The organism is Nostoc sp., assembly GCF_036917455.1.
GTDB lineage: Bacteria > Cyanobacteriota > Cyanobacteriia > Cyanobacteriales > Nostocaceae > Nostoc.
In genome coordinates, this window is the sequence record NZ_JBALDK010000239.1 from 1 (window position 1) to 21,624 (window position 21,624).

Here is a 21,624-nt window from a genome sequence, read left to right on the forward strand (position 1 = left end):
AAAACCTAACTGCCCAGTTGTAACTCTTCAGTAGTTACTTTTATTTCCGTTAGTGTAAAATTACCTTAATACATCTAAGTAATTAATTTCTGTATTTTTGCGGAATCATCAATGGTTAATTCAGAGATATTGCTTATTCTGTAAGTGATACAGAGTTTTTTAATAAAATCCTAATTTACAGACAAATTTGTATATGAGTTGGCTTTCAAAGAGAATATTTATCACAGATTATTGTAATTGACACCTTGTAATGTAAGGTAAATGTAGGATTTTCACGCCTCGTTACAGCAAGTGAGGCTTTTTAAGTTTTTATCAGTGTGATGCAGAAAATACACTCATTACATAAAATATGTGCTAAATATATTTCATAACCTATCAGAGTAAGCCGAAGTTAGATATTTTACCTTCCCCGCAAAAACTATTCTGAGGAAAAGTTTTACATCACTCTTCAGTTAGATTTTCTGCATAGCAAAATGTTATAAATCTTTATGTAACGTGTGGACAAAAAGACAAACAAAATTTATGAAGACAAATTACAGCAAATTGCTGATCGCATTAGCAGGCATAGCAGGATTTAGTAGTTTCAACCTAGTTATTACTTTACCATCTGAAGCTAAAGAGGCACTAAATTCTAAACCCAGTATTTTCAACGAAGCCCCCTATAACAAGGGTCAACGCCTTCAAGTAAACGCTCAATACACGCCTACTGAGGCTGCTTCCGAAATAGAAAAGGGCAATGCCAAGCGCAAACAAGTAGCACAGAAAAGTGGCGGAACAAATCCCAGACCAAGTATTTTCAACGAGCCTCCTTATAATCGTGGTGGTAGCGCTACACCTACTGAACCAGCACCCAGCACACCAGGTACTATCCCGGGAACTCAACCTAGTGAGAAACCTACTATAACTCCACCAGGGCCAGGGGCAAGCGACAATCAAGGCAAAAACTTGTTAGCCTTGACAGAATCAAACGCTTCCTTTAAAACCTTAACCAAGGCTTTGAAAGCAGCAGGGTTGACCGGGGCTTTGCAAGGAAAAGATAACTTAACTATTTTTGCACCCACTGATGCAGCTTTTGCTAAGTTGCCAGCAGATGCTTTACAAGAATTGTTAAAACCAGCCAACAAAGAAGTATTGCTCAAAATCCTAACTTACCATGTAGTAGCTGGTAAGGTATTGTCAACTGATTTAAAATCTGGTGAAGTAAAAAGCCTTGAAGGTGGCACTATCAACATAAAAGTTGATCCTGCTACTGGTGTGACTGTCAATGACGCTAAAGTGACACAAGCAGATATCACAGGCTCTAACGGGGTAATTCACGCAATTGATCAGGTAATTTTGCCTCCTGACTTGTAGCTTTTAGATATTAGTACAATCAGTAACAGAATTAAGTGGGCATAAAGTATTAATACATAAAAATTCCGTTCAAGTTTTAATTTTGGACGGTTTTTTTGTAATAACGGTGAGTGAAATTGGCAATCCCACCCAATACTTCTTGATTAAAAGGTAAGAGTAAAGAAAAATCTTTAACTAAAATAATATATTTGGTTTATAGCTTAACTCTTTGTCAAGTTATTTTTTAACGTAAACGCATTTGTAGAGCGTCTCGTCGAGTACCGCAAACAAAGAAATCCTTAACTGAACTATATTAAGCGGTACTCAAAAAAAGTGGTTTTATTTTTTGTGGGCAATTAGCCTTTGGTCTTTATCTTGCATTACTAAAAGTTCAGGGATAGTAACAAAGCTATAGCCTTGTTTCCGAAAGTTGGCAATGATTTCTGGTAAAGCTTGTACGGTTTTAGAGCGATTACCACCACCATCATGCATCAACACAATCCCACCTGGTTTAGCTTTTCTGAACACATTATTAATTAACTTTGATACAGCAGGACGCGAGTAGTCTACAGAGTCTGATGACCAGCGAATGATAGCATATTTGTTATTTCTAGCGTAATCAGCCACCCCATTGTGCATAATTCCTCCTGGTGGTCGAAATAGATTTGTTTTAATCCCTGTAACTTGATAAATCAGGTCTGCTGTGTGGTTAATTTCATAAGCGGCTGCTTGGGGATTCATGAATTGATACCAATGATGCCAAGTATGATTGCCAATTACGTGACCTTCAGCAATCTCCCGTTTTACTAAGTTTGGATAATTCTTCACATTTTGCCCAATGAGGAAAAATGTCCCTTTGATTTGATTTTGTTTAAGAATATCCAGTACTTGCGCGGTACTCTGAGGCCATGGACCATCATCAAAGGTGAGAGCAATTACTTTCTGTTCGGGAGTAAGTTTTGCAGCATCAATTGTTGCCCCTTGAAAGCTTGGTGGCACAGCATAGGTAAGACCCTTTGTTTGTGCTTGTTGCTGCCAACTTTTAAGCATTATTGTTTTTAGTTCTTCAATCTGCTGTTGAATTCCAATCTTAGCTGGTGGATTGTTTACATTTATATTTTCTGTACTTTGAGCCTCAGACGATCTTGACTTGATAAGCATCATCGTAGTAGTACTCAAGACAAGCAACGCCATCAATATTTTTTGCACGCCAAAAAATGACTTATTGTCCTCCACTTCATAGCTCCTTCAATGATCGAACCGTTTTTTTCACAATACTTCTGGCAGTTTTTATCCTCTTTTAAACATTGCCATACAAACTACGCCATGATTGGTAATATCTTTTAAATTTAGCTCCACCCCTGACTCATAAAAAATACCTTATCCATCGAGTAATCTAAATATCATATAGGATTACTATTTGATTTTTGAACGAAATTAGGTATTGTAACGTGTGTTAGAACAGAGTTCGTAACGCACTATTATCGAGGGTTTGATGCCGTACTCTCCGCACTCACATCCTACGGATATTTTCTCCAAATCAAACTGGATTCCTATATATAAAACCCTCACCATGAAGGTGAGAGCCTTCTTGTGCTTTAGTTTCTGTAGACTATGAGGTATGAGAAGAATTTAGAGAGCTATAAAAAGCAATTAATTATGCCTTATAAAAAACATGAATATGCTTAATGTAGTTTAAATATTGCATATCTCATTGACGAAGCCATTGCGAAATTATGACGAAGGTGTGACCTAACTTAAGTGATGACGGTACAACACAGACCCATTAAAAAATTTGGCGTTGCATATTTGCGGCATGAATTAGCAGTTGGAAGCATTGAAAAACTATTCCGCATTAAACAAAATCATCCCATGATTCAGCAACGCCAAAAATTTAACAGTTTACACCCGGATTTCTCACCACATCTCGATTAAACCTGCGCTTGAGCAGGGGAGCAGGGGAGCAGGGGAGCAGGGGAGCAGAGGAGAGTTCAAATACCAAGTTCTTTCCCCTCTGCCCCTCTGCCCCTCTGCCCCTCTGCCCCTTTGCCCCTCTGCCCCTCTGCCCCTCTGCCCCTCTGCTCCTCTGCCCATCCTTCCCCTCAAGCTTGTGAAAAATGCGGGTTACAGACTAGACATTACATCCCGTGCAACTGCTAAAGTTTGCTCAATGTCTTCTTCAGTGTGAGCAAAAGACGTGAACCCAGCTTCAAATTGAGAGGGTGCTAGGTAAACACCACGCTCTAACATACCTCGATGGAAGCGTCCGAATTTGCCTGTATCAGACTTTTTCGCATCTTCGTAGTTATGAACTGGGCCAGAGGTAAAGAATAAGCCAAACATTGCGCTGATTTGACCGCCGCAAGCCGCATGACCTGTTTCTTTAGCAATTTGCAGCAAACCATCTGCTAGCTTTTTAGTTATCCGCTCAAGATAATCGTAAGTACCTGGCTTTTGCAGCAATTCTAAAGTTTTAATCCCAGCAGTCATCGCCAAAGGATTACCAGAAAGAGTCCCAGCTTGATATACGGGCCCAGCAGGGGCAACCATTGACATAATATCTCGCCGACCGCCATAAGCTCCTACTGGCAAACCACCGCCAATCACCTTACCCAAGGTTGTTAAATCGGGAGTAACCCCAAATTTTTCTTGAGCGCCACCGTAAGCAATGCGGAAGCCTGTCATCACTTCATCAAATACCAATAAGGCTCCATGCTCGTGAGTCAGTTCCCGTAATCCTTCTAGGAAACCCGCGTCAGGGGCGATAAATCCAGCATTACCAACAACTGGCTCAAGAATAACGCCAGCAATATCGTCACGGTTTTCTTCAAACAAGGCTTTGACGGATTCTAAGTCATTAAAAGGTGCGGTTAGAGTGGTGCTAGTTGCCGCTTTCGGAACTCCTGGTGAGTCTGGTAAGCCAAGTGTAGCAACACCAGAACCTGCCTTCACTAAAAAGGTATCGGCGTGTCCGTGGTAACAGCCTTCAAACTTGATGATTTTGTCTCGGTTGGTGAAAGCCCGCATTAGCCGCAAAACTCCCATACAGGCTTCAGTTCCAGAGTTGACAAATCTGACCATTTCGATACTAGGAACGGCATCGATGACCATTTCTGCCAAAACATTTTCTAGCGCTGAGGGAGCGCCGAAACTAGTGCCTTTTTCTAAGGCTTCATGCAAGGCTGCAATTACTTCTGGATGAGCATGACCGCAAATAGCTGGGCCCCAAGTGCCTACATAGTCTATATATTGGTTGCCATCTACATCCCAAATATATGCACCTTTAACACGATCAAAAACGATGGGTTGTCCGCCCACAGACTTAAAGGCACGAACTGGAGAACTGACTCCTCCGGGCATGAGGTTTTGAGCAGCAGCGAAGACCTCTTGTGATTTTGTTGTTTTAATTGTGGTATTTACCAAGGTTCTCTCCTAACAGTGGGCAATAAAAAGCTCTATCTCAGGATAGGGTCAAAAATTGCTTAGAATTTCTATCCTATAGAATTAATAGAACCAAAAAAATAACAATATGTTATACAAGTCCAACAAAGACTTGCCTCTAGATATTCAAACTCGATTATCTGAAGCATACCAGGATCTTTACCGAGCGGCTTTTAACTCGGCCATCCATTGGTATGGTGAGGCATCAAAAGCTCATAAAGTCGCGTTGAGTGCTATAAAAATGCAGTCTGCTATGGAGCGGAATGCACTTGTTTCGAGCTAGATAAGATAGTTGATTCAAAAAACATACCAGTTGCTCTATTCAGAATGGTATCGTGAATCCATAAGTTATTCTCATTAGAGCAAACTAGCTGGTATGTCTTCTAACGATTCGCGAGCGCTGCATTACGCCATCCCTATTAATGAAATTTGCTACGATGAACGGGGTCTAGTGCCTGCAATTGTCCAAGATTATTTGGATGGTACTGTCCTGATGATGGCGTGGATGAATCAGGAGTCGTTACAAAAAACTTTAGAAACTGAAGAAACTTGGTTTTGGAGCCGTTCCCGGCAAGAATTATGGCACAAGGGGGCGACTTCTGGACATATTCAAAAAGTGCAGAGTATCCGTTATGACTGTGATAGTGATGCGTTGCTTATAGGGGTAGAGCAATTAGGAGATATTGCTTGCCACACTGGAGAGCGCAGTTGCTTTCACCAAATAGAAGGGAATATTGTCCCACCACCAGGGGATACATTGTCGCAATTATTTCAAATAATATGCGATCGCCGCGACAATCCTACTGAAAGTTCTTATACCTCTAAGTTATTCGCTGGTGGTGATAATAAAATCTTGAAAAAGATCGGTGAGGAAACCGCCGAGGTGGTAATGGCCTTTAAAGATGATGAAGCAGATGCGATCGCAGGTGAAGTTGCTGATTTGCTATATCATACTTTAGTTGCCTTAGCTCACCATAAAGTTGATTTGAAATCTGTATATCGCAAACTCCAAGAACGTCGCCGATAAAGAATTATGGTGCTTGGGCAAGTTAGATTGCCAACTGAGTCATTTTGTCATGGGTTAGTCTAGACTCCAGTATTTAATATTTCTTTCGAGATTCAAAGGGTATTAACTATAACTTCAACACTACTGGCTCCAGGAACAGCATTTGTACCCACCTATTGAGATGGCGCGGACACATAGAAAACATCTTTGTTAAAGGTTTGTTTGTTACCTGTTGCAGTTGTTGCCCTCCAAGTCGTTCAAAATTTATATCAGAGTCGTCCTACTATCCACTTGGTTAATCCAGAAATCTAATTCATCGCGCGGTAGTGGCACATATATGTGCGTCACTACGATTTTTGATAACGCATCTATCCTATGGAGTAATTTATACCAAGTAAAAATAAATCTTTATATAGTTATTTAAAGATAATGTAATTTCAGCATTCAAACCCGACACTGTAATGCTGAGAACTTAAAGCATAGCCATCTATCAGAGGTGGCAGAACCAAAGTAGGAATGTCAAGATTAGAGGATGTATCTTTAGGTATTGATGTCAAGTAGCTGAAATATTTATTAATATTAGAAATAGGAAGTGTAACTTCAACATCAGGAGCCAGAAAAAATTCTTAATGGCAGCTATTTCGCATCAATCATCAAATTCCTCACCAACGGGACAGAAGATCGTGAAAGACCAAAAACCATCAGACTCTAAGGAATTCGTCGGAAATCTCAAGAATGGGATTTGGCTGTTTGGACTGTCATCCTGGGTATTCGGTATTACCGATCGCAGTATTGCTTCATTTGCAGATGGTTATCTATCGGCTTTGGATTTGACGCAACTATTCACGGCGGCTACGTTCTTTGTAGCATGGCTATTTTTGAAACCGACATCTAGAGTTTAAGATCGGCAACTGGTGAAATATTGAGTAAAGATTGGGAAAAGTATCTAAAGGAGAACACTTTTGCTCGCTATCTGGGGTGCTACACAGGATGCATAGATGCTTTCCTTTTCAAGTCAGAGTTCTAACTTCATTAATTTGGGTGTATCTAAAAAATTTTTCTAATTTTCCGGAATTGATTATGTTCAGATGGTAGTCTCTATCAGACAAGCGATTTATACTGAAACTCTATAACGAAAGCTTCGGGGTACATAACCCCAAATAAAAAGCCCAGTCATCAAGACTGGGCTTTTTTAATAATCAGGAGGTGGAAATTGTTCTTAACTCCTCACTACTAATTAAATTAGGCAAAAGCAGCAGTTGTTACATCGTTATTCGATAGGATTTCTTGCAACTCTTCAGCGTCTACCGTTTCTTTATCAACCAACATTTGGGCGATTTGATCTAAGATGTGGCGGTTGCCTATTAACACTTCTTTAGCGCGTGTATAGGCTACATCCACAAGTTTGCGGACTTCTTCATCAATGGCGGCGGCGGTTTCTTCAGAGAAATCACGCTCTGACATGATATCTCGTCCGAGGAACATGTTACCTTGCTGACGACCAAGGGCAACAGGGCCTAAGCGATCGCTCATGCCAAATCTGGTGATCATTTGACGCGCAACCCGTGCTACTTGCTGCAAGTCATTAGAAGCACCAGTGGTAACTTCTTCTTCACCAAAGATTAATTCTTCAGCAATCCGACCACCTAAAGCCACAGCCATCTGATTTTCCAGATAAGCGCGGCTGTATAAACCAGTGTCCATCCGGTCTTCGCTGGGGGTAAACCAAGTTAAGCCACCTGCGCGACCACGAGGAATGATGCTAATCTTCTGCACTGGGTCATAATCTGGCATCAAAGCACCAACTAAGGCGTGACCAGCTTCGTGATAAGCTACCAAGGTTTTGCGCTTTTCGCTCATTACCCGGTCTTTCTTCTCTGGGCCAGCTAATACGCGATCGATCGCATCGTTGATTTCATCCATTGAAATCTCAGTTAAATTCCGGCGGGCTGCCAGAATTGCGGCTTCATTTAGTAGGTTAGATAAATCTGCGCCAGTAAAGCCAGGGGTACGACGGGCGATTTTATCCAAATCTACATCTTTCGCCAAGGTTTTGCCACGGGCGTGTACCTTGAGAATTTCGCTGCGTCCGGCATAGTCGGGACGGTCTACCACAACTTGACGGTCAAAGCGACCAGGACGCAACAATGCTGCATCTAGGACATCAGGACGGTTAGTAGCGGCAATAATAATGATGCCAGTGTTACCTTCAAAACCGTCCATTTCGGTGAGCAACTGGTTGAGGGTTTGTTCCCGCTCATCGTTACCACCACCTAAACCAGCACCCCGTTGACGACCTACTGCGTCAATTTCATCAATGAAGACGATACAAGGAGCATTGGTCTTAGCTTGTTCAAATAAATCGCGGACGCGGGATGCACCCACACCTACGAACATTTCGACAAATTCCGAACCGGAGATTGAGAAGAAGGGTACACCTGCTTCACCAGCTACAGCACGAGCAAGGAGGGTTTTACCTGTACCAGGAGGGCCAACTAACAGCACACCTTTAGGAATTTTTGCACCAACGGCGGTAAAGCGATCGGCGTTTTTCAGGAAGTCTACGACTTCGTTTAATTCCAACTTGGCTTGATCGATACCAGCTACATCGCCAAATGTCACCTGAGTTTGTGGTTCCATTTGCACTCTGGCTTTGGATTTGCCAAAGTTCATGGCTTGGCTACCTGGGCCACTTTGAGCGCGACGTAACAAGAAGAATAAGCCAACCAAAAGCAATACAGGGAAAAATAAGCTGCTTAGTGCTTTAAACCAAAATCCTTCATCGGTTTGGGGCAAAACAGAAATATCAACGCCTTTTGAAGTCAGATTATTGATCAGGTCTGGATCGTTGACTAAGGTAACAATCTTTTTATTTGGGTCATATTTGGGTGTAACCAGTGCTGTAGAGCGATCTGCACTCAAACTGACTTTTTCGACTTTGCCTTGTTGAACTTCCTGAATAAAGCGACTGTATCGCCATGTCTCTCTGCTTTGGGGTTGTTTGTCAAAAAATGCTGTTCCCAGCGCAATGACGACAATGAACAGCAGCGCGTACAGCCCTGCATTTCTCCATCTTTTATTCACTAAGGTCTATCCTCCTGTATGTTTCGCGCCATCGCTTACCGTCTCTGCTCGGAAAGGTCATTATTAAGAATTATGTTAACTTATCTTAAGTGTAACAAAGTGCCGTAGCTATCATGCTACGAAAAGCTCCCTGATTTGCTGAAAGCTAGGATGGTAGGGATCATATTGTAGCGACCCTGAAGGCTGATTAACGGTATGAATGGGAATAATTTCGACGATACTATTAGTGTAGGCGATCGCTTCAAATCTCTCGACTAGCTCCACCGTCCAAGCTTCTTCCCGCACTCGCTGTTGGTGGTTTTGCAACCAGTTTACAAGTTGCGATCGCAAAATCCCCGGCAATATTCCTGCCTTTATTGGTGGTGTCCACCAAGTGCGATCGCACCATCCCCAAAGGTTGCCTGTACTGGTTTCTAGCCAATTTCCTTGAACATCGACTAATATTGCTTCTTGAGCATCTAAGCTAGTTTTTGCCAACCAAGCACTCAAATAATTTCCAGTTTTATGAGAGGGGAGAGAACGATAAAATTCCGAGCTGGCGACGGCGCATATTATACCATTATTTTGTTTTTCTATCAAGTCACGTGTTAAAAATCTACCTGTTATCCACTCTCGGCCATCGGGAAAAAGGGTAATTCTGAGAACGGGGAAGTGTATGAGGAGAATTTTAGCGCCTTGATGCACACGATTCCAATCTGGTTGTTGCCAACCAAAAGTTTGAATTGAGAAAAGTAAGCGATCGCAGTGTGCTTGCCAATTAGTTAAATTACTATCTAGGGAGTTCTTATAAATTCGCAATGTTGTAAAAACAGTTGCTCCATAAAGTAAGCCTGGATCGTTAATGTCTAACTCTAAAGTTTGGGAGTGAATTAATTTGCCGTTGTACCAAAAAATATCATTTTTCACAACCAGATTGCTTGTTCCTACAACTCTATTCCAAAGTGATGACTTGTAATCCTCATGCGTTCCATGAGATAAAACCTGTGAGCGCCAAATCGCTGAACCCCAGAATCAAGACTGAGGTGTTCACAGCCATGATTTTTAGCATATTCAATTAGCCATTGAAATAACTGTTTACCATAACCTTGCGATCGCTTCAACTCATCAACAACTAAGTCATCAACATATAAAAACTTTCCCAATGCTAAACACGTAGAGATGCGAAATCCAGCTACTGCAACAGCTTGCTCTTCTATTTCCAAAAATGCAATTTGATATCCTTCTTTCATTTGATATCGAACTTGTTCTAGAAACTTAGCCTCTTCAAAGTGAGGACGTAACTGGGAAATAACAGGAAAACACCCTAATATTTGAAATTCAGATTTTGCCAATTGTATTGACATCACTACTACTCCTCATATTACTTTACTAAGCGATAGAGATGAGCGCGATTTCAGATAGTTTTATTTGCAGTCAAATGCTATAAATAACAACTTAATCTTTAGGTGGAAAGAGAATTTTATTATTACCTTCAGGAGTTTTAATTACTTTTCCGCCCAAAGACTCAATTTCCCTAATTGCTCGTTTCCTAGTTCTCTCATCAACTTGATTATTTAGAACCATTGCCCATGTAGAAATCTGAGCATATTTACTGTTAGGATTTCGGCTCAAAAATTCCGCAGTTTTTTGGGAAGTATTAGCTACAAGCTGACTTTCTGGATCTGAAAATTTACTAGCCCAGTTTGCTGCCGTTGCAAAAGACTTTTGGGCGGCTTGAGCATTGCCTAAAAATAATAACTCATCAATTCCTTTGTAACGCCATGGGTAATAAGACTTATCGGGAACGAAGGGAGATAGCGATTTTAAGCCTTTCTCGGAGAGGGCGATCGCCCGTTCTGGCATAGCAGCATATAATGAAGTACTAATAGAAAGACTCCGATACGCTGCTAAAAATCGCGGGTCACGTTTTAGAATAACTTCAAAATATTCTGGACTTAAACCATAACCTGTTTTATCCCGAACTTCATCATCTCCGAAGTACTGCGAAAAATTGAGATATACCAAATCTGCGATGAAATTATCATAACCAAAACTAGGTGTTTTTTTGAGAAAATTAAGACGGAGACTTTCTGATTTTATTTCTTTTTCTAAAGTCTCTACAGATACAGATTGTTTGCTAGCTATCAGTTTTTGCAATTGGGGAAATTGAATCAAAGCAACTCCTAAAATACCCACACAAATTATAAAAGGTGTCGCAATGGCTTTACGTGGCAACAACATATTTTTTGTCTTCTATAACACAAGCAACTCATTGTATATAATATAGTTCTTGTAAAATTACTCAGCTACATAGTCACAATAGCTTACATAGGAAACTAGTTAGTATAGAAGTCTATCCTAAGCTTAAAAAAACTTAAAATAAATATGTCAATGTACTATGTATAATAGTATACAATTATGGTTTGATTTTTTAGGGTGTAATTTACGCCTCCTGATTTACAGCATCTAAATATAAATTATTTTCTTTTTTGAGATGAAATTAGATTCTAGAAATCTAGCTTTACTTTTGTTGAGTAACAAGCTATTCAATTATTAAGTTACTTTGGTATTACTTAGTTTTGTTAAAAAATAGCAGTAAAATTTGTGACATGATTTAAAATTCGATTTTGTTCTCAATTACACCTTTCTCCTTCTTAATCTTATGCTAGATACTGTAGTTACGAACAACTTGGAAAATAATAGTCTATCCATTCAACCAAAAATAGTGATTTTAAAACAATAGTTACTAATCTCAACGCTGATAAAAAAGGACTGGATGTTGACGAGATTATTGATGCCATTAAAACAGTAATAGTTGAAGCGATTGATTTAAAAATTACTACTTGGGTAGCAGAGTCATCTGAACAGCCACAAAATGAGATAGAAGCTGCCAAACCAGGCAATCGAATTTATACCCGAATTAATCTTGTTAGTGGCGATATCCAAAATGAAATTGGTAGTCAATTTACCGATAGTGGTTCCTATAAAGAAATTCGTGAATTTCATTTAACTCAAATTCGAGACGGTAGGGAGATTATTCGTAACTGCTCAGGCGATGGATCTTGTTTGAGGCTTTCAGCAACCATAAAAATAAAAGTACTTGTCTTGCAAATACGATCGCTGCTAATTCAACAGCGTAATCTCATACTACTAAAGTTTTATTCCGGCTAATTCGGCAAATTATCAACCCGCATCAAATCCAATTCCCGCTCAAATATTTCATCAATTGGCAACATTTGACCATCAACAGTCATAAATTTGTGGTCTTTTGTTGCCCGAATCAACGAACCATCTTCCAAACAATACTCAAATACTTCTTGTTGTCCGCGATCGTGCCACTGTGCTACAGGTTGCGTGTAAATATTCCCATTATTATCAACACTGTACACAGTACATTCAATGCGTTTTTCTACAATTTTACCAATTGGCAACAATCCATATTCTACTGTCAATATTTCCGTGTCATAGCTTAAACAATATTCAGCAAACTTCAACATTTGCTCAAATAATTCATCCGCAACTTTTTTCTGTACACCGTTTTTAGCTGCACCATCCACGAATTTTTCTCGCTGCTTTTGCATCTCAGAAACTTTCTTTTTACCCATCGCCCGACGCAACAAGTCAGCTTGTCCTAAAGAATATCCCGCCATATCTTGAGCAATTTTCATGATTTGCTCTTGATAGACCATAATTCCATAAGTTTCGTCTAATATTGGTTCCAGAACTTGGTGTTGATAATCAATGTTTTCTCGACCATGTTTGCGATTAATAAACTTAGGAATCAGCCCTGCATCTAATGGGCCTGGTCGATAAAGTGCCAAAATTGAAGAAATATCTTCTATATTAGAAGGTTTCAAATCTCGTACAATCTGACGCATTCCAGAAGATTCTAATTGAAATATCCCCTCTAACTCACCTGCTTCTAGTAATTCATAAGTTTTTTGGACATCTTTTGGTAAACTACTATGTTCACCTTTAGCTAATATCCTCTGGGCTTTTCTTTCCTGGCGGGGAATTTCATCAGGATCAACCCGATATCCTCTGGTTTCTTGAATCAAATCCACAGTTTTTTGAATCAGCGTCAGGTTCCGTAAACCCAGAAAATCCATTTTCAACAAACCCATTGATTCCAGGTCTTCCATGAAATATTGGGTAATTACGGAACCGTCATTATTCTTCTGTAGCGGGACAATTTCATCAAGTGGCTCGGCAGAAATTACCACACCTGCGGCATGAACACCAAAGGTTTTGTTAGTTCCTTCAATTCGCATCGCCATATCAAGCCAATGGCGAACATGGGGTTCTTTCTCATATTTATCTTTAAACTCTGGTTCTGGAGTTTTATCGGAAACCATCACCTTGAGTTTCGTTGGTTTCCCCCGCACCACAGGGATCATTTTCGCCATTTTGTCAGCTTCCCCGTAGGGAATATTTAATACTCTGGCGACATCTTTCAAAACTGCTTTAGAAGTTAAGCGGTTAAAAGTAATAATTTGGGCAACTCTATCTGCACCATATTTTTCAGTGACATAATCAATCACTTTATCCCGTTGTTCAATACAGAAGTCTGTATCAATATCAGGCATTGATTTACGTTCTGGGTTCAGGAAACGTTCAAATAATAGCCCATGATGCACAGGGTCAATGTTAGTAATTCGCATTGCATAGGCAACTAATGAACCAGCCGCAGAACCCCGACCTGGCCCCACAGGAATGTTATTATCTCTAGCAAATTTGATGTAGTCCCATACAACTAAAAAGTATTTAGAAAAACCCATTTGCTGAATCATTTTTAGTTCGTATTCCAATCTTTCTTTATAGACGGAATCGACTTCTTGGCGAGATTTGCGATTTAAGCGTTCTAAAAGTCCACTCCATGCAACATCTTCGGCGTAAGTGTCAGCAGTATGACCGGAAGGAATGGGTGGTGTAGGAATCTGAGGCTCACCCATGATATGGTAAGGCTCGACTTTATCAGCGACTTCATCTGTGGTGGCGATCGCTTCTGCAATCACATCATCCGGTAAATGGTCACGAAATAGCTGCCGCATCTCCTCACCAGATTTGAGATACTCTGTGCCGCTATAACGCATCCGCTTATCTTCAATAATTAACTTCCCAGTTTGAATACATAGCAAAGCATCGTGGGCTTCAACATCAAAACAAGAAATAAAATGTGAATCATTAGTGGCAACAATTTTAATGCCTAGCTCCCTAGCAATTTTGACTATTTCTACATTCACAATTCGGTCTTCTTGGGAACCGTGGTCTTGAATTTCTAGATAATAATCATCACCAAATACATCTTTATACCACTGAGCAACTTTCCGGGCTGCATCTGGCCTACCACTGAGAATTGCTTGGGGGACTTCTCCACCCAAACAAGCGCTGGTGACAATCAAACCTTCATGATATTGTTTGAGTAAATCTTTATTAATACAAGGACGAGAAAAAATTCCTTTACCTTGAACACCCTTGAGGTGAGAAATCGTGGTTAATTTAACTAAATTTTTGTAACCTTTAGTGTTTTTAGCTAAAACAACTTGATGATATTTCGGACGGCGTTCTTGTTTCTCAATATCGCCGTTAATTATATACATTTCATTGCCGATAATCGGCTTAATATTTTGACTACGGCAGATTTTGATCAGTTCAACCGCTCCATACATGACACCATGATCGGTAAGAGCGATCGCTTTCATCCCCAGTGCGATCGCTTGATCCACTAACTCTGGTAGCTGACTTGCTCCATCTAGTAGACTGTAGTCACTGTGAATATGTAAAGGGACAAAGGACATAAGCATCTCCAACCACAAGCCAAGATATCTCTAGGGGTCTACCTTGTGGTATACCCTTTCAAGCCGGATTTTGCAAAGCAACGGATATTACATTAGCAGTTTTTACCTCAAATTAAAGCTGTTCTTTTTCCGAAATTATCACTGTTATCAGTGTTGTTTTAATAGTTACAGCAGTTAATCAGCATCTAACTAATGAGTGAAACAGAGAGTACTACTTCGCCTGAAACCAAAGCTAGCCCTTGGTGGCAGCGTATCCCTCTCACATTGCAAATTCTCATCGCCCTTGTCGCCGCAGTCAGCGTTGGGATTGCCCTCGGTGCGGGGAATCCCAATCCCAGCAACGCCACCTTAATCAATAATTTAGCAATTCCAGCTGATTTAGTGTTAAAGGCTCTCCGCGCCCTAGCTACGCCCCTGATTTTGGTAGCGGTACTACACACCTTAATGACTACCAACATCCCCGGTACAGCCGGACGGCGACTGGCTGTACTACTTTTAACTAACACTACCGTAGCGATTTTAGTAGGACTTTTAGTCGCAAATGTGCTACGTCCAGGGACTTGGGGTAAAGTAACCACCTCAACAACTACACAAATAACTGCTCAGAGTATCGATCCTTGGGGAATACTAAAAGATGCTGTACCAGAAGCTGTCCTCAAGCCATTAGTTGATAATAATGTCATCCAATTAATTGTTATTGCCCTGAGTTTTGGCATTGTTCTGCGGGCATTAAAATCTGAACAAATCGCCCAAGGAAAAAAAGAATACCAGCCGATAGAGGATGTCATCGGGATTTTGTTTGAAGCGGTAGTCCGCGTCCTCAACTGGGTAATAGCCTTAGTACCTTTCGCAGTCTTTGGAATTGTTGCTAAAACTGTTGCTATGCAAGGATTTGCACCATTTAAATCTTTGGGTGCATTTATCCTAGCGGTGCTGTTAGCACTGGCATTGCAGGCGTGCTACTACCTCACCAGAGTAAAATTTGGTTCTTGGGTACCTCCGTTAAAATTCCTTGCTGGTGGTTCTGATGCTTTTTTGACAGCTTTTTCAACTTCTTCCTCGGCGGCGGCCATGCCCGTAACCTTTGAGGTTTTGCAAACAAAAGTCGGTTTAAGAGAATCTTCTGCTGCTTTGGGGGCATTAGTAGGAGCAAATTTCAATAATGATGGTACTGCTCTTTATGAAGCAATGTCTGCATTGTATATTTCCCAACTGATTGGGCAACATCTGACTCTAGGACAGCAGTTAATTGTCATCCTGACCTCCATTTTTGCATCTGTAGGTGCGGCGAATATTCCCAACGCTGGACTAGTAACAATGACACTGGTGTTCACTTCTGTAGGCTTACCAACCCAGTACATTGCTTTGCTAGTTACCATAGACTGGTTTTTGGATCGCTGCCGCACCGCGATTAATGTCATGGGAGATATGACTGTAAGTGCTTTACTTGACGGCAAAAAGCCTCGTTCTGTAGACGAGGCTTAGTCTGACGGCTTTTTAGGTAGCTAATGCTGTTGAGGCCCTTTAGCATCACATTCTTTAGCCCAGCAGCGTTCTAGAAGTCTAAGACGCCAGATCAATGCAAAGCGTTGGGGATTCAATACTAATTTAGTATCGTGACTAAATAAAGGCTGGTTCAGATACTGCCAAAGGGGAAATTTAATTTTGGTGTGTTTTGGAGTCATAAGAACAACAAATATTATAAAAGTTCAGACGCTATAGTTGGCATTTTGTCTAGCAATTGCCTAATACTGTTTTTCTAGTTAAAGACTACACTGCGGTTTGACAATTGTCCTGGTAAAAATTGCGGAATTTCACAAAGTGAATTTATGTTATTTCCGGTTTAATACTTAAATTACACCCACCATTTCTTGGATTCAATGAAATTTCGCATCTCTACATAAGTAGGCTGGCGCAATTAAAGCTAACTGGCGAACACGAATAGCAGCGAACACAGTAGAAAGCTGTCCTTTGTCATTAGTAAGGACTTTAAGCCTATTTACGTTTCGCAACATACTTAGTTTTTTTGCGTCAGCTTACTTGGGTTGATTGTCATAACCCAACCGTATTTAAACAGGAGTTAGGTAATTAAAACGCAAGTCCTGTTGTAGAAGACTTGCAATTTTGTTACCAAAGGCTAGTTATACAGTAATTATTCATTTTTTCGGGACGCAAGGTTTTGCGCCCCGACTTTGATATTAGACGATAGTGAAATTAGCAGCAGTCAGTGTGGTAGTGTTAATCCCAGTCAGGGTTGCCAAAATTTCATCGGTAGCTGTCACTACGATCTTGTTACTAGCGAAACTTAGTTGATTGAAGGTCAGACCACCAGACAAGCCAATCAAGTCAGCGCCCTTTGAAAAGTCGGTAATAGTATCACCGATATCACTCAAGCCTTGATAAATGAACAGGTCATCACCGCTACCGCCAGTCAAAGTATCCTTACCTATACCACCAACGATCGCGTCATTACCAGCATCACCAATGAGGCTATCGTTACCTGTCCCACCGCGTAGTAGATCGTTACCACTCTTGCCATTGATGCGGTCATCACCACCCTGACCATTGATAACATCAGATGAGTTGTCAAAACCATTGATATTATTGTTCAGGTCATTCAGAAAGGTGACTGTGTTTTTGTTGAAGATGGTGCTTTGGGTGGAGTTAGCATTCAGGACATCAAAGCTGTCACTAATTGTAGTTTGCCCATTAAACAGGATATTGCCCACTGCTGATAAGTTATCTAGCTTTTCCAGAGCAAAGTTTTGCAGGATAACTTTTTCACTAGCTACCCCTTCAAAAGTGATTTCCAGATTTTTACTATTCTGAGTAAGTAGTAGATTTCGTGCAGTTAAGCCTGAACCTTGGAATTTTAGGGTATCCACTTCGGCAACGATCGCTGCTGACGCATTTGAGCCTTTGCCTACACCACCAAAATCGGTGATGGTATCAACACCGTCACCTAAATTGTAAACAAATTTATCTTTGCCTTTGCCACCTGTGAGGATATCGCTACCAAGATCGCCAAATAACACGTCGTTGCCATTACCGCCATCGAGGTAGTCATTACCAGCAGTGCCATGAAGTACATCATTGCCATTGCTACCAAATAAGCGATCGCCTACTTGGACAGTAACCCTAGCAGTGCTGGTGAGTTGGCGATCGCTAATGGTGTAGTCGAAACTAGCCGTACCAGTAAATCCGGTATTTGGTGTAAATACGATGAAGTCATCTGTCAAGTTGTCGGGAGTGCCATTATTTTTCAGCACCGCAATACCATTAGTTACAGCGCTGATACCAGTGACACTAAGGCTGGGACTGTCAATGTCGCGATCGTTAGCTAGCAGGGTCTTTGCTTGAATACTTACAGCAGTATATTTGGCAGTACTAACAGGATCATTCACTGCAATAGGTGCGTCATTAACTGGGTTGATGGTGAGGTTAAAAGTACCGTTGATAGTGCCGCCATTACCATCATTGACAGTGTAGGTAAAACTATCAATACCGTTGTAGTTGGCGTTGGGGGTGTAAATAAAGTAATCGTCGTTGGTGTTGCCAGCAGTACCGTTGTTGTTGAGCGTCAGTGTGCCATGACTGGGGTTATTAAAGCCAGTAATGCTCAATTTATCACGGTCTACATCTGTGTATTTACTTAAGATTGGGCTAACAAAGATATTAACTGCGGTATCTTCGTCGGTATTAGCTATGTCGGCACTAGCTGGAGGAGTAGCAAAGCCAAAGATGACGTAGCTATTCCCAACACCAGATGGGCCGCGCCGAAAGTATGCTGCCGAACCGATAATCAGATCGTCAAAGCCATCACCGTTGATGTCCCCTGCGCTACTGACAGAAGAACCAGTGAGATCGCTCTCATTAATGCCGTTGATTAACAAGCCATTGCTGCCGTTAAGGTCAGAGAGGTTGAAGCTGGCTGCAAAGCCACTGCTCTTGCCAAATATTACGTAGCTCTGCCCAGCATAATACTTATCATTAACGAAAGCGGTAGGTGCCCCGATAATTAAGTCGTAGAAGCCGTCACCGTTGAAGTCCCCTGCACTGCTAACGGAGAAGCCTGAATTGTTAGAAATGCTGTTGATCGCGAAACCGTTACTACCGTTCAGGTCGGAGAGATTAAGGCTAGCTCCAAAACCACTGCTCTTGCCAAAGATTACGTAGCTGTTGCCACTAAATCTGCCGTAAGATCCCTTAGCTCCTGCCCCAATAATTAGGTCGTCGAAGCCGTCACCGTTGATGTCCCCTGCACTACTGACGGAGAAACCTAATGTATTTATACCATTGAGTGTGAAACCGTTGCTGCCATTGAGGGTAGAGAGGTCGAGGCTGGCTGCAAAACCACTGCTCTTGCCAAACACCACGTAGCTCTGTCCAACACCAGATGCCCCGATAATTAAGTCGTCGAAGCCATCACCGTTGATATCCCCTGCATCGCTAACGAAGGAGTTTGAATTCTCGGTAAATGGGTTAGTACCATTAATCACAAAGCCGTTGCTGCCGTTAAGTGTAGAGAGGTCAAGGTTAGCTGCAAAGCCACTGCGACTGCCAAATACTACGTAACTCTTTGCGGCATTTGGTACTCCGATAATCACATCATCAAAGCCGTCGCCATTGATATCCCCCGCAGTGCTGACGGAGTTACCTAAGTTGTCGCGGACATTGAAGCCCTGAATTGCAAAGCCGTTGCTGCCATTGAGGGTGGAGAGGTCGAAGTTGGCTCCAAAGCCATTGCTGCTGCCAAACACTACGTAGCTCTCACCAGCCCCATAGATGTCATTAGGACTGGCAAACGGTACTCCGATAATCAGATCGTCAAAGCCATCACCGTTAACGTCCCCTGCATTACTCACAGAGTAGCCACCCCTATCGATCGCAAAGCCGTTGCTGCCGTTGAGGGTAGAGAGGTCAAGGCTAGCTGCAAAGCCACTACTGCTGCCAAACACCACGTAGCTTTGCCCAGCACCGAGAGACCCAATAATTACATCATCAAAACTGTCACCGTTAATGTCCCCTGCATTGCTGACGGAAATACCTGAGCGATCGCTCTTATTGATACCCTTGATTACGAAGCCATTGCTACCGTTGAGATCGGATAGGTTGAAAAAAGAAAAAACTTCGGGTGCATCATTCAGCCCATTGATGGACAAGTTGACGGTAGCTGTAGCGATCGCGATGCCATCCCTAACATTGTAGGTGAAGCTGTCACTGCCGGTTTTACCAACACCTAAATTTTCAAATCGCCCATTGGGATCATAGGTGAAGGTACTATCAGCATTGAAGGTGACTAAAGCGCCAGAATCTAGCTGAATCGGAGTGCCAACTGTTAATGCACGACCGTTGAGATCCGTCACTGTTAAAGGGTTGCCGTCTGGGTCGCTGTCGTTGGCTAAGACCGAAATTTTAACTGCGGTGGCTTCGTCAGTGGTAGCTTTGTCGGCAACTGCAACTGGAGGTTGATTCGGAGCCGTAGTATTTGCAGAGCCAAAGATGACGTAGCTTTGTCCCTCTTCAGATAAGTTTTCCTGGTCGTTGCTGGCAGTTGACGCGCCGATAATCAGGTCGTCGAAACCATCGCCGTTGATGTCTCCTGCACTGCTGACAGAAATGCCTGAACGGTCACCCGCATCAATGCCATCGATCGCGAAGCCGTTACTGCCGTTGAGAGTGGAGAGGTTGAGGCTGGCATCAAAGCCACTGTTTTTGCCAAACACCACATAGCTCTGCCCAGCACTTATATTGCCATTAGGGTTGGCATTAAATACCCCGATAATCAAGTCATCGAAGCCGTCACCGTTGAAATCTCCGGCACTGCTAACAGAGGAGCCTAAGTAGTTACCCGCATCAATGCCGTCGATCGCGAAGCCGTTGTTGCCGTTAAGAGTGGAAAGGTTGAAGTTGGCTGTAAAGCCACTAGTGCTGCCAAAGACTACGTAGCTCTTCCCAGCCCCTAACTGGTCGTTGGGGTCAGCACCAGGTGCCCCGATAATCAGGTCGTCTAAGCCGTCACCGTTGATGTCTCCGGCATTGCTGACGGAACTTCCTAAACGGTCGTTTGCATCAATACCATTGAGCGTAAAGCCGTTACTACCATTGAGGTCAGAGGGGTTGAAGCTGGCTGTAAAGCCACTACTCTTGCCAAACACCACGTAGCTTTGTCCAGCATATCGCTGACCGTTGGGATTGGCATTGCTTGCCCCAATAATCAGATCATCGAAACCGTCACCGTTGAAGTCTCCGGCACTGCTAACAGAGGAGCCTAAGTAGTTACCTGCATCAATGCCGTTGATTGCGAAGCCGTTGCTGCCGTTAAGAGTGGAAAGGTTGAGGTTAGCTGTAAAGCCACTACCACTACCAAAGACTACGTAGCTCCCATTATTACGCGACCCAATAATCAGGTCGTCAAAGCCATCGCCGTTAATGTCTCCTGCATTGCTGACAGAGAAGCCTAATCGATCGAATGTATTGAAGCCTTTGCTCACGAAGCCGTTATCGCCATTCAGGTCAGAGAGGTTGAAGCTGGCTCCAAAACCATCATTACCAAACACCACGTAGCTCTTTCCAGGAATGGTATCGCTGAAACCGAAATCACCAGGTGCGCCGATAATCAGGTCGTCAAAGCCGTCGCTGTTGATGTCCCCCGCATTGCTAACGGAGTAGCCTGAATGTTCACCCACATCAATACCGTTAATCGCGAAGCCATTGCTGCCATTAAGGGTGGAGAGATCGAAGGTGGCTGCAAAGCCACTGCTCTTGCCAAACAGCACGTAGCTTTTCCCGGCATACGTGGAGGCACCAGGTGAGCCAATAATCAGGTCGTCAAAGCCGTCGCCATTGATATCTCCCGCATTGCTGACGGAATCGCCTAACAAGTCTCTACCATCGATACCGTTGATTACAAAGCCGTTTTTGCCGTTGAGGTCAGATAAGTTAAAAACTGCTGAATTAGATGCCATTGATGTTGATTCCTTT

At 42.2% G+C, this 21,624-nt stretch carries 15 protein-coding genes; 6 read left to right on the forward strand and 9 right to left on the reverse strand.

Annotated features, from left to right (window positions below; all coding sequences use genetic code 11):
• Positions 1-522: 522 nt before the first annotated feature.
• Positions 523-1,353: a fasciclin domain-containing protein gene (locus V7K42_RS26675; protein WP_334920425.1), complete on the forward strand. Its 831-nt coding sequence runs from the start codon at positions 523-525 to the stop codon at positions 1,351-1,353.
• Between the two features lie 318 nt (positions 1,354-1,671).
• Here V7K42_RS26675 and V7K42_RS26680 read toward each other — a convergent pair whose 3' ends face one another.
• On the reverse strand, positions 1,672-2,568 hold the full coding sequence (locus V7K42_RS26680; RefSeq protein WP_334920427.1) for a polysaccharide deacetylase family protein: 897 nt from the start codon (positions 2,566-2,568) through the stop codon (positions 1,672-1,674).
• Positions 2,569-3,096: 528 nt separating this feature from the next.
• Between V7K42_RS26680 and V7K42_RS26685 the strand changes: the two genes are divergently transcribed.
• A complete protein-coding gene (locus tag V7K42_RS26685) occupies positions 3,097-3,267 on the forward strand; it encodes a hypothetical protein (protein WP_334920428.1) in 171 nt (56 codons plus the stop codon).
• A 189-nt stretch (positions 3,268-3,456) separates the two neighbouring features.
• Here the strand turns inward: V7K42_RS26685 and hemL are convergent, their stop codons facing one another.
• Positions 3,457-4,755: a glutamate-1-semialdehyde 2,1-aminomutase gene (hemL, locus tag V7K42_RS26690; RefSeq protein ID WP_334920430.1), complete on the reverse strand. Its 1,299-nt coding sequence runs from the start codon at positions 4,753-4,755 to the stop codon at positions 3,457-3,459.
• A gap of 106 nt (positions 4,756-4,861) precedes the next feature.
• Between hemL and V7K42_RS26695 the strand changes: the two genes are divergently transcribed.
• From V7K42_RS26695 to V7K42_RS26705, 3 genes are all read left to right on the forward strand, one after another.
• Complete coding sequence (locus tag V7K42_RS26695) at positions 4,862-5,056, forward strand: ChaB family protein (RefSeq protein ID WP_334920432.1); 195 nt, start codon at positions 4,862-4,864, stop codon at positions 5,054-5,056.
• A 93-nt stretch (positions 5,057-5,149) separates the two neighbouring features.
• The gene (hisIE, locus tag V7K42_RS26700; protein ID WP_334920434.1) at positions 5,150-5,800 is read left to right on the forward strand and encodes a bifunctional phosphoribosyl-AMP cyclohydrolase/phosphoribosyl-ATP diphosphatase HisIE; all 651 of its coding nucleotides are present in this window, start codon (positions 5,150-5,152) and stop codon (positions 5,798-5,800) included.
• Positions 5,801-6,462: 662 nt separating this feature from the next.
• The gene (locus V7K42_RS26705; RefSeq protein ID WP_094330884.1) at positions 6,463-6,681 is read left to right on the forward strand and encodes a hypothetical protein; all 219 of its coding nucleotides are present in this window, start codon (positions 6,463-6,465) and stop codon (positions 6,679-6,681) included.
• 340 nt (positions 6,682-7,021) lie between these two features.
• On the opposite strand, the gene ftsH3 is transcribed toward V7K42_RS26705, so the two are convergent.
• From ftsH3 to V7K42_RS26730, 5 genes are all read right to left on the reverse strand, one after another.
• Positions 7,022-8,863 carry an ATP-dependent zinc metalloprotease FtsH3 gene (gene ftsH3, locus V7K42_RS26710; RefSeq protein WP_094330865.1) on the reverse strand — a complete coding sequence of 614 codons (1,842 nt, stop codon included), beginning with the start codon at positions 8,861-8,863 and terminating at the stop codon, positions 7,022-7,024.
• 111 nt (positions 8,864-8,974) lie between these two features.
• Positions 8,975-9,769: an aminotransferase class IV gene (locus tag V7K42_RS26715; protein ID WP_334920436.1), complete on the reverse strand. Its 795-nt coding sequence runs from the start codon at positions 9,767-9,769 to the stop codon at positions 8,975-8,977.
• Positions 9,770-9,786: 17 nt separating this feature from the next.
• Positions 9,787-10,206 carry a GNAT family N-acetyltransferase gene (locus V7K42_RS26720; protein WP_334920438.1) on the reverse strand — a complete coding sequence of 140 codons (420 nt, stop codon included), beginning with the start codon at positions 10,204-10,206 and terminating at the stop codon, positions 9,787-9,789.
• A gap of 91 nt (positions 10,207-10,297) precedes the next feature.
• Positions 10,298-11,083, reverse strand: coding sequence for a hypothetical protein (locus tag V7K42_RS26725; protein ID WP_334920442.1), 786 nt, complete (start codon positions 11,081-11,083; stop codon positions 10,298-10,300).
• A gap of 926 nt (positions 11,084-12,009) precedes the next feature.
• A complete protein-coding gene (locus V7K42_RS26730; RefSeq protein ID WP_334920444.1) occupies positions 12,010-14,640 on the reverse strand; it encodes a DNA polymerase III subunit alpha in 2,631 nt (876 codons plus the stop codon).
• A 192-nt stretch (positions 14,641-14,832) separates the two neighbouring features.
• Here V7K42_RS26730 and V7K42_RS26735 point away from each other — a divergent pair, with 192 nt between their 5' ends.
• The gene (locus tag V7K42_RS26735) at positions 14,833-16,125 is read left to right on the forward strand and encodes a dicarboxylate/amino acid:cation symporter (RefSeq protein ID WP_334920445.1); all 1,293 of its coding nucleotides are present in this window, start codon (positions 14,833-14,835) and stop codon (positions 16,123-16,125) included.
• 20 nt (positions 16,126-16,145) lie between these two features.
• On the opposite strand, the gene V7K42_RS29010 is transcribed toward V7K42_RS26735, so the two are convergent.
• Together V7K42_RS29010 and V7K42_RS26740 are read right to left on the reverse strand one after the other, a co-directional pair.
• Complete coding sequence (locus V7K42_RS29010; RefSeq protein ID WP_012411172.1) at positions 16,146-16,325, reverse strand: hypothetical protein; 180 nt, start codon at positions 16,323-16,325, stop codon at positions 16,146-16,148.
• A gap of 513 nt (positions 16,326-16,838) precedes the next feature.
• Positions 16,839-21,608 carry a beta strand repeat-containing protein gene (locus V7K42_RS26740; RefSeq protein WP_334920447.1) on the reverse strand — a complete coding sequence of 1,590 codons (4,770 nt, stop codon included), beginning with the start codon at positions 21,606-21,608 and terminating at the stop codon, positions 16,839-16,841.
• Positions 21,609-21,624: the final 16 nt, after the last annotated feature.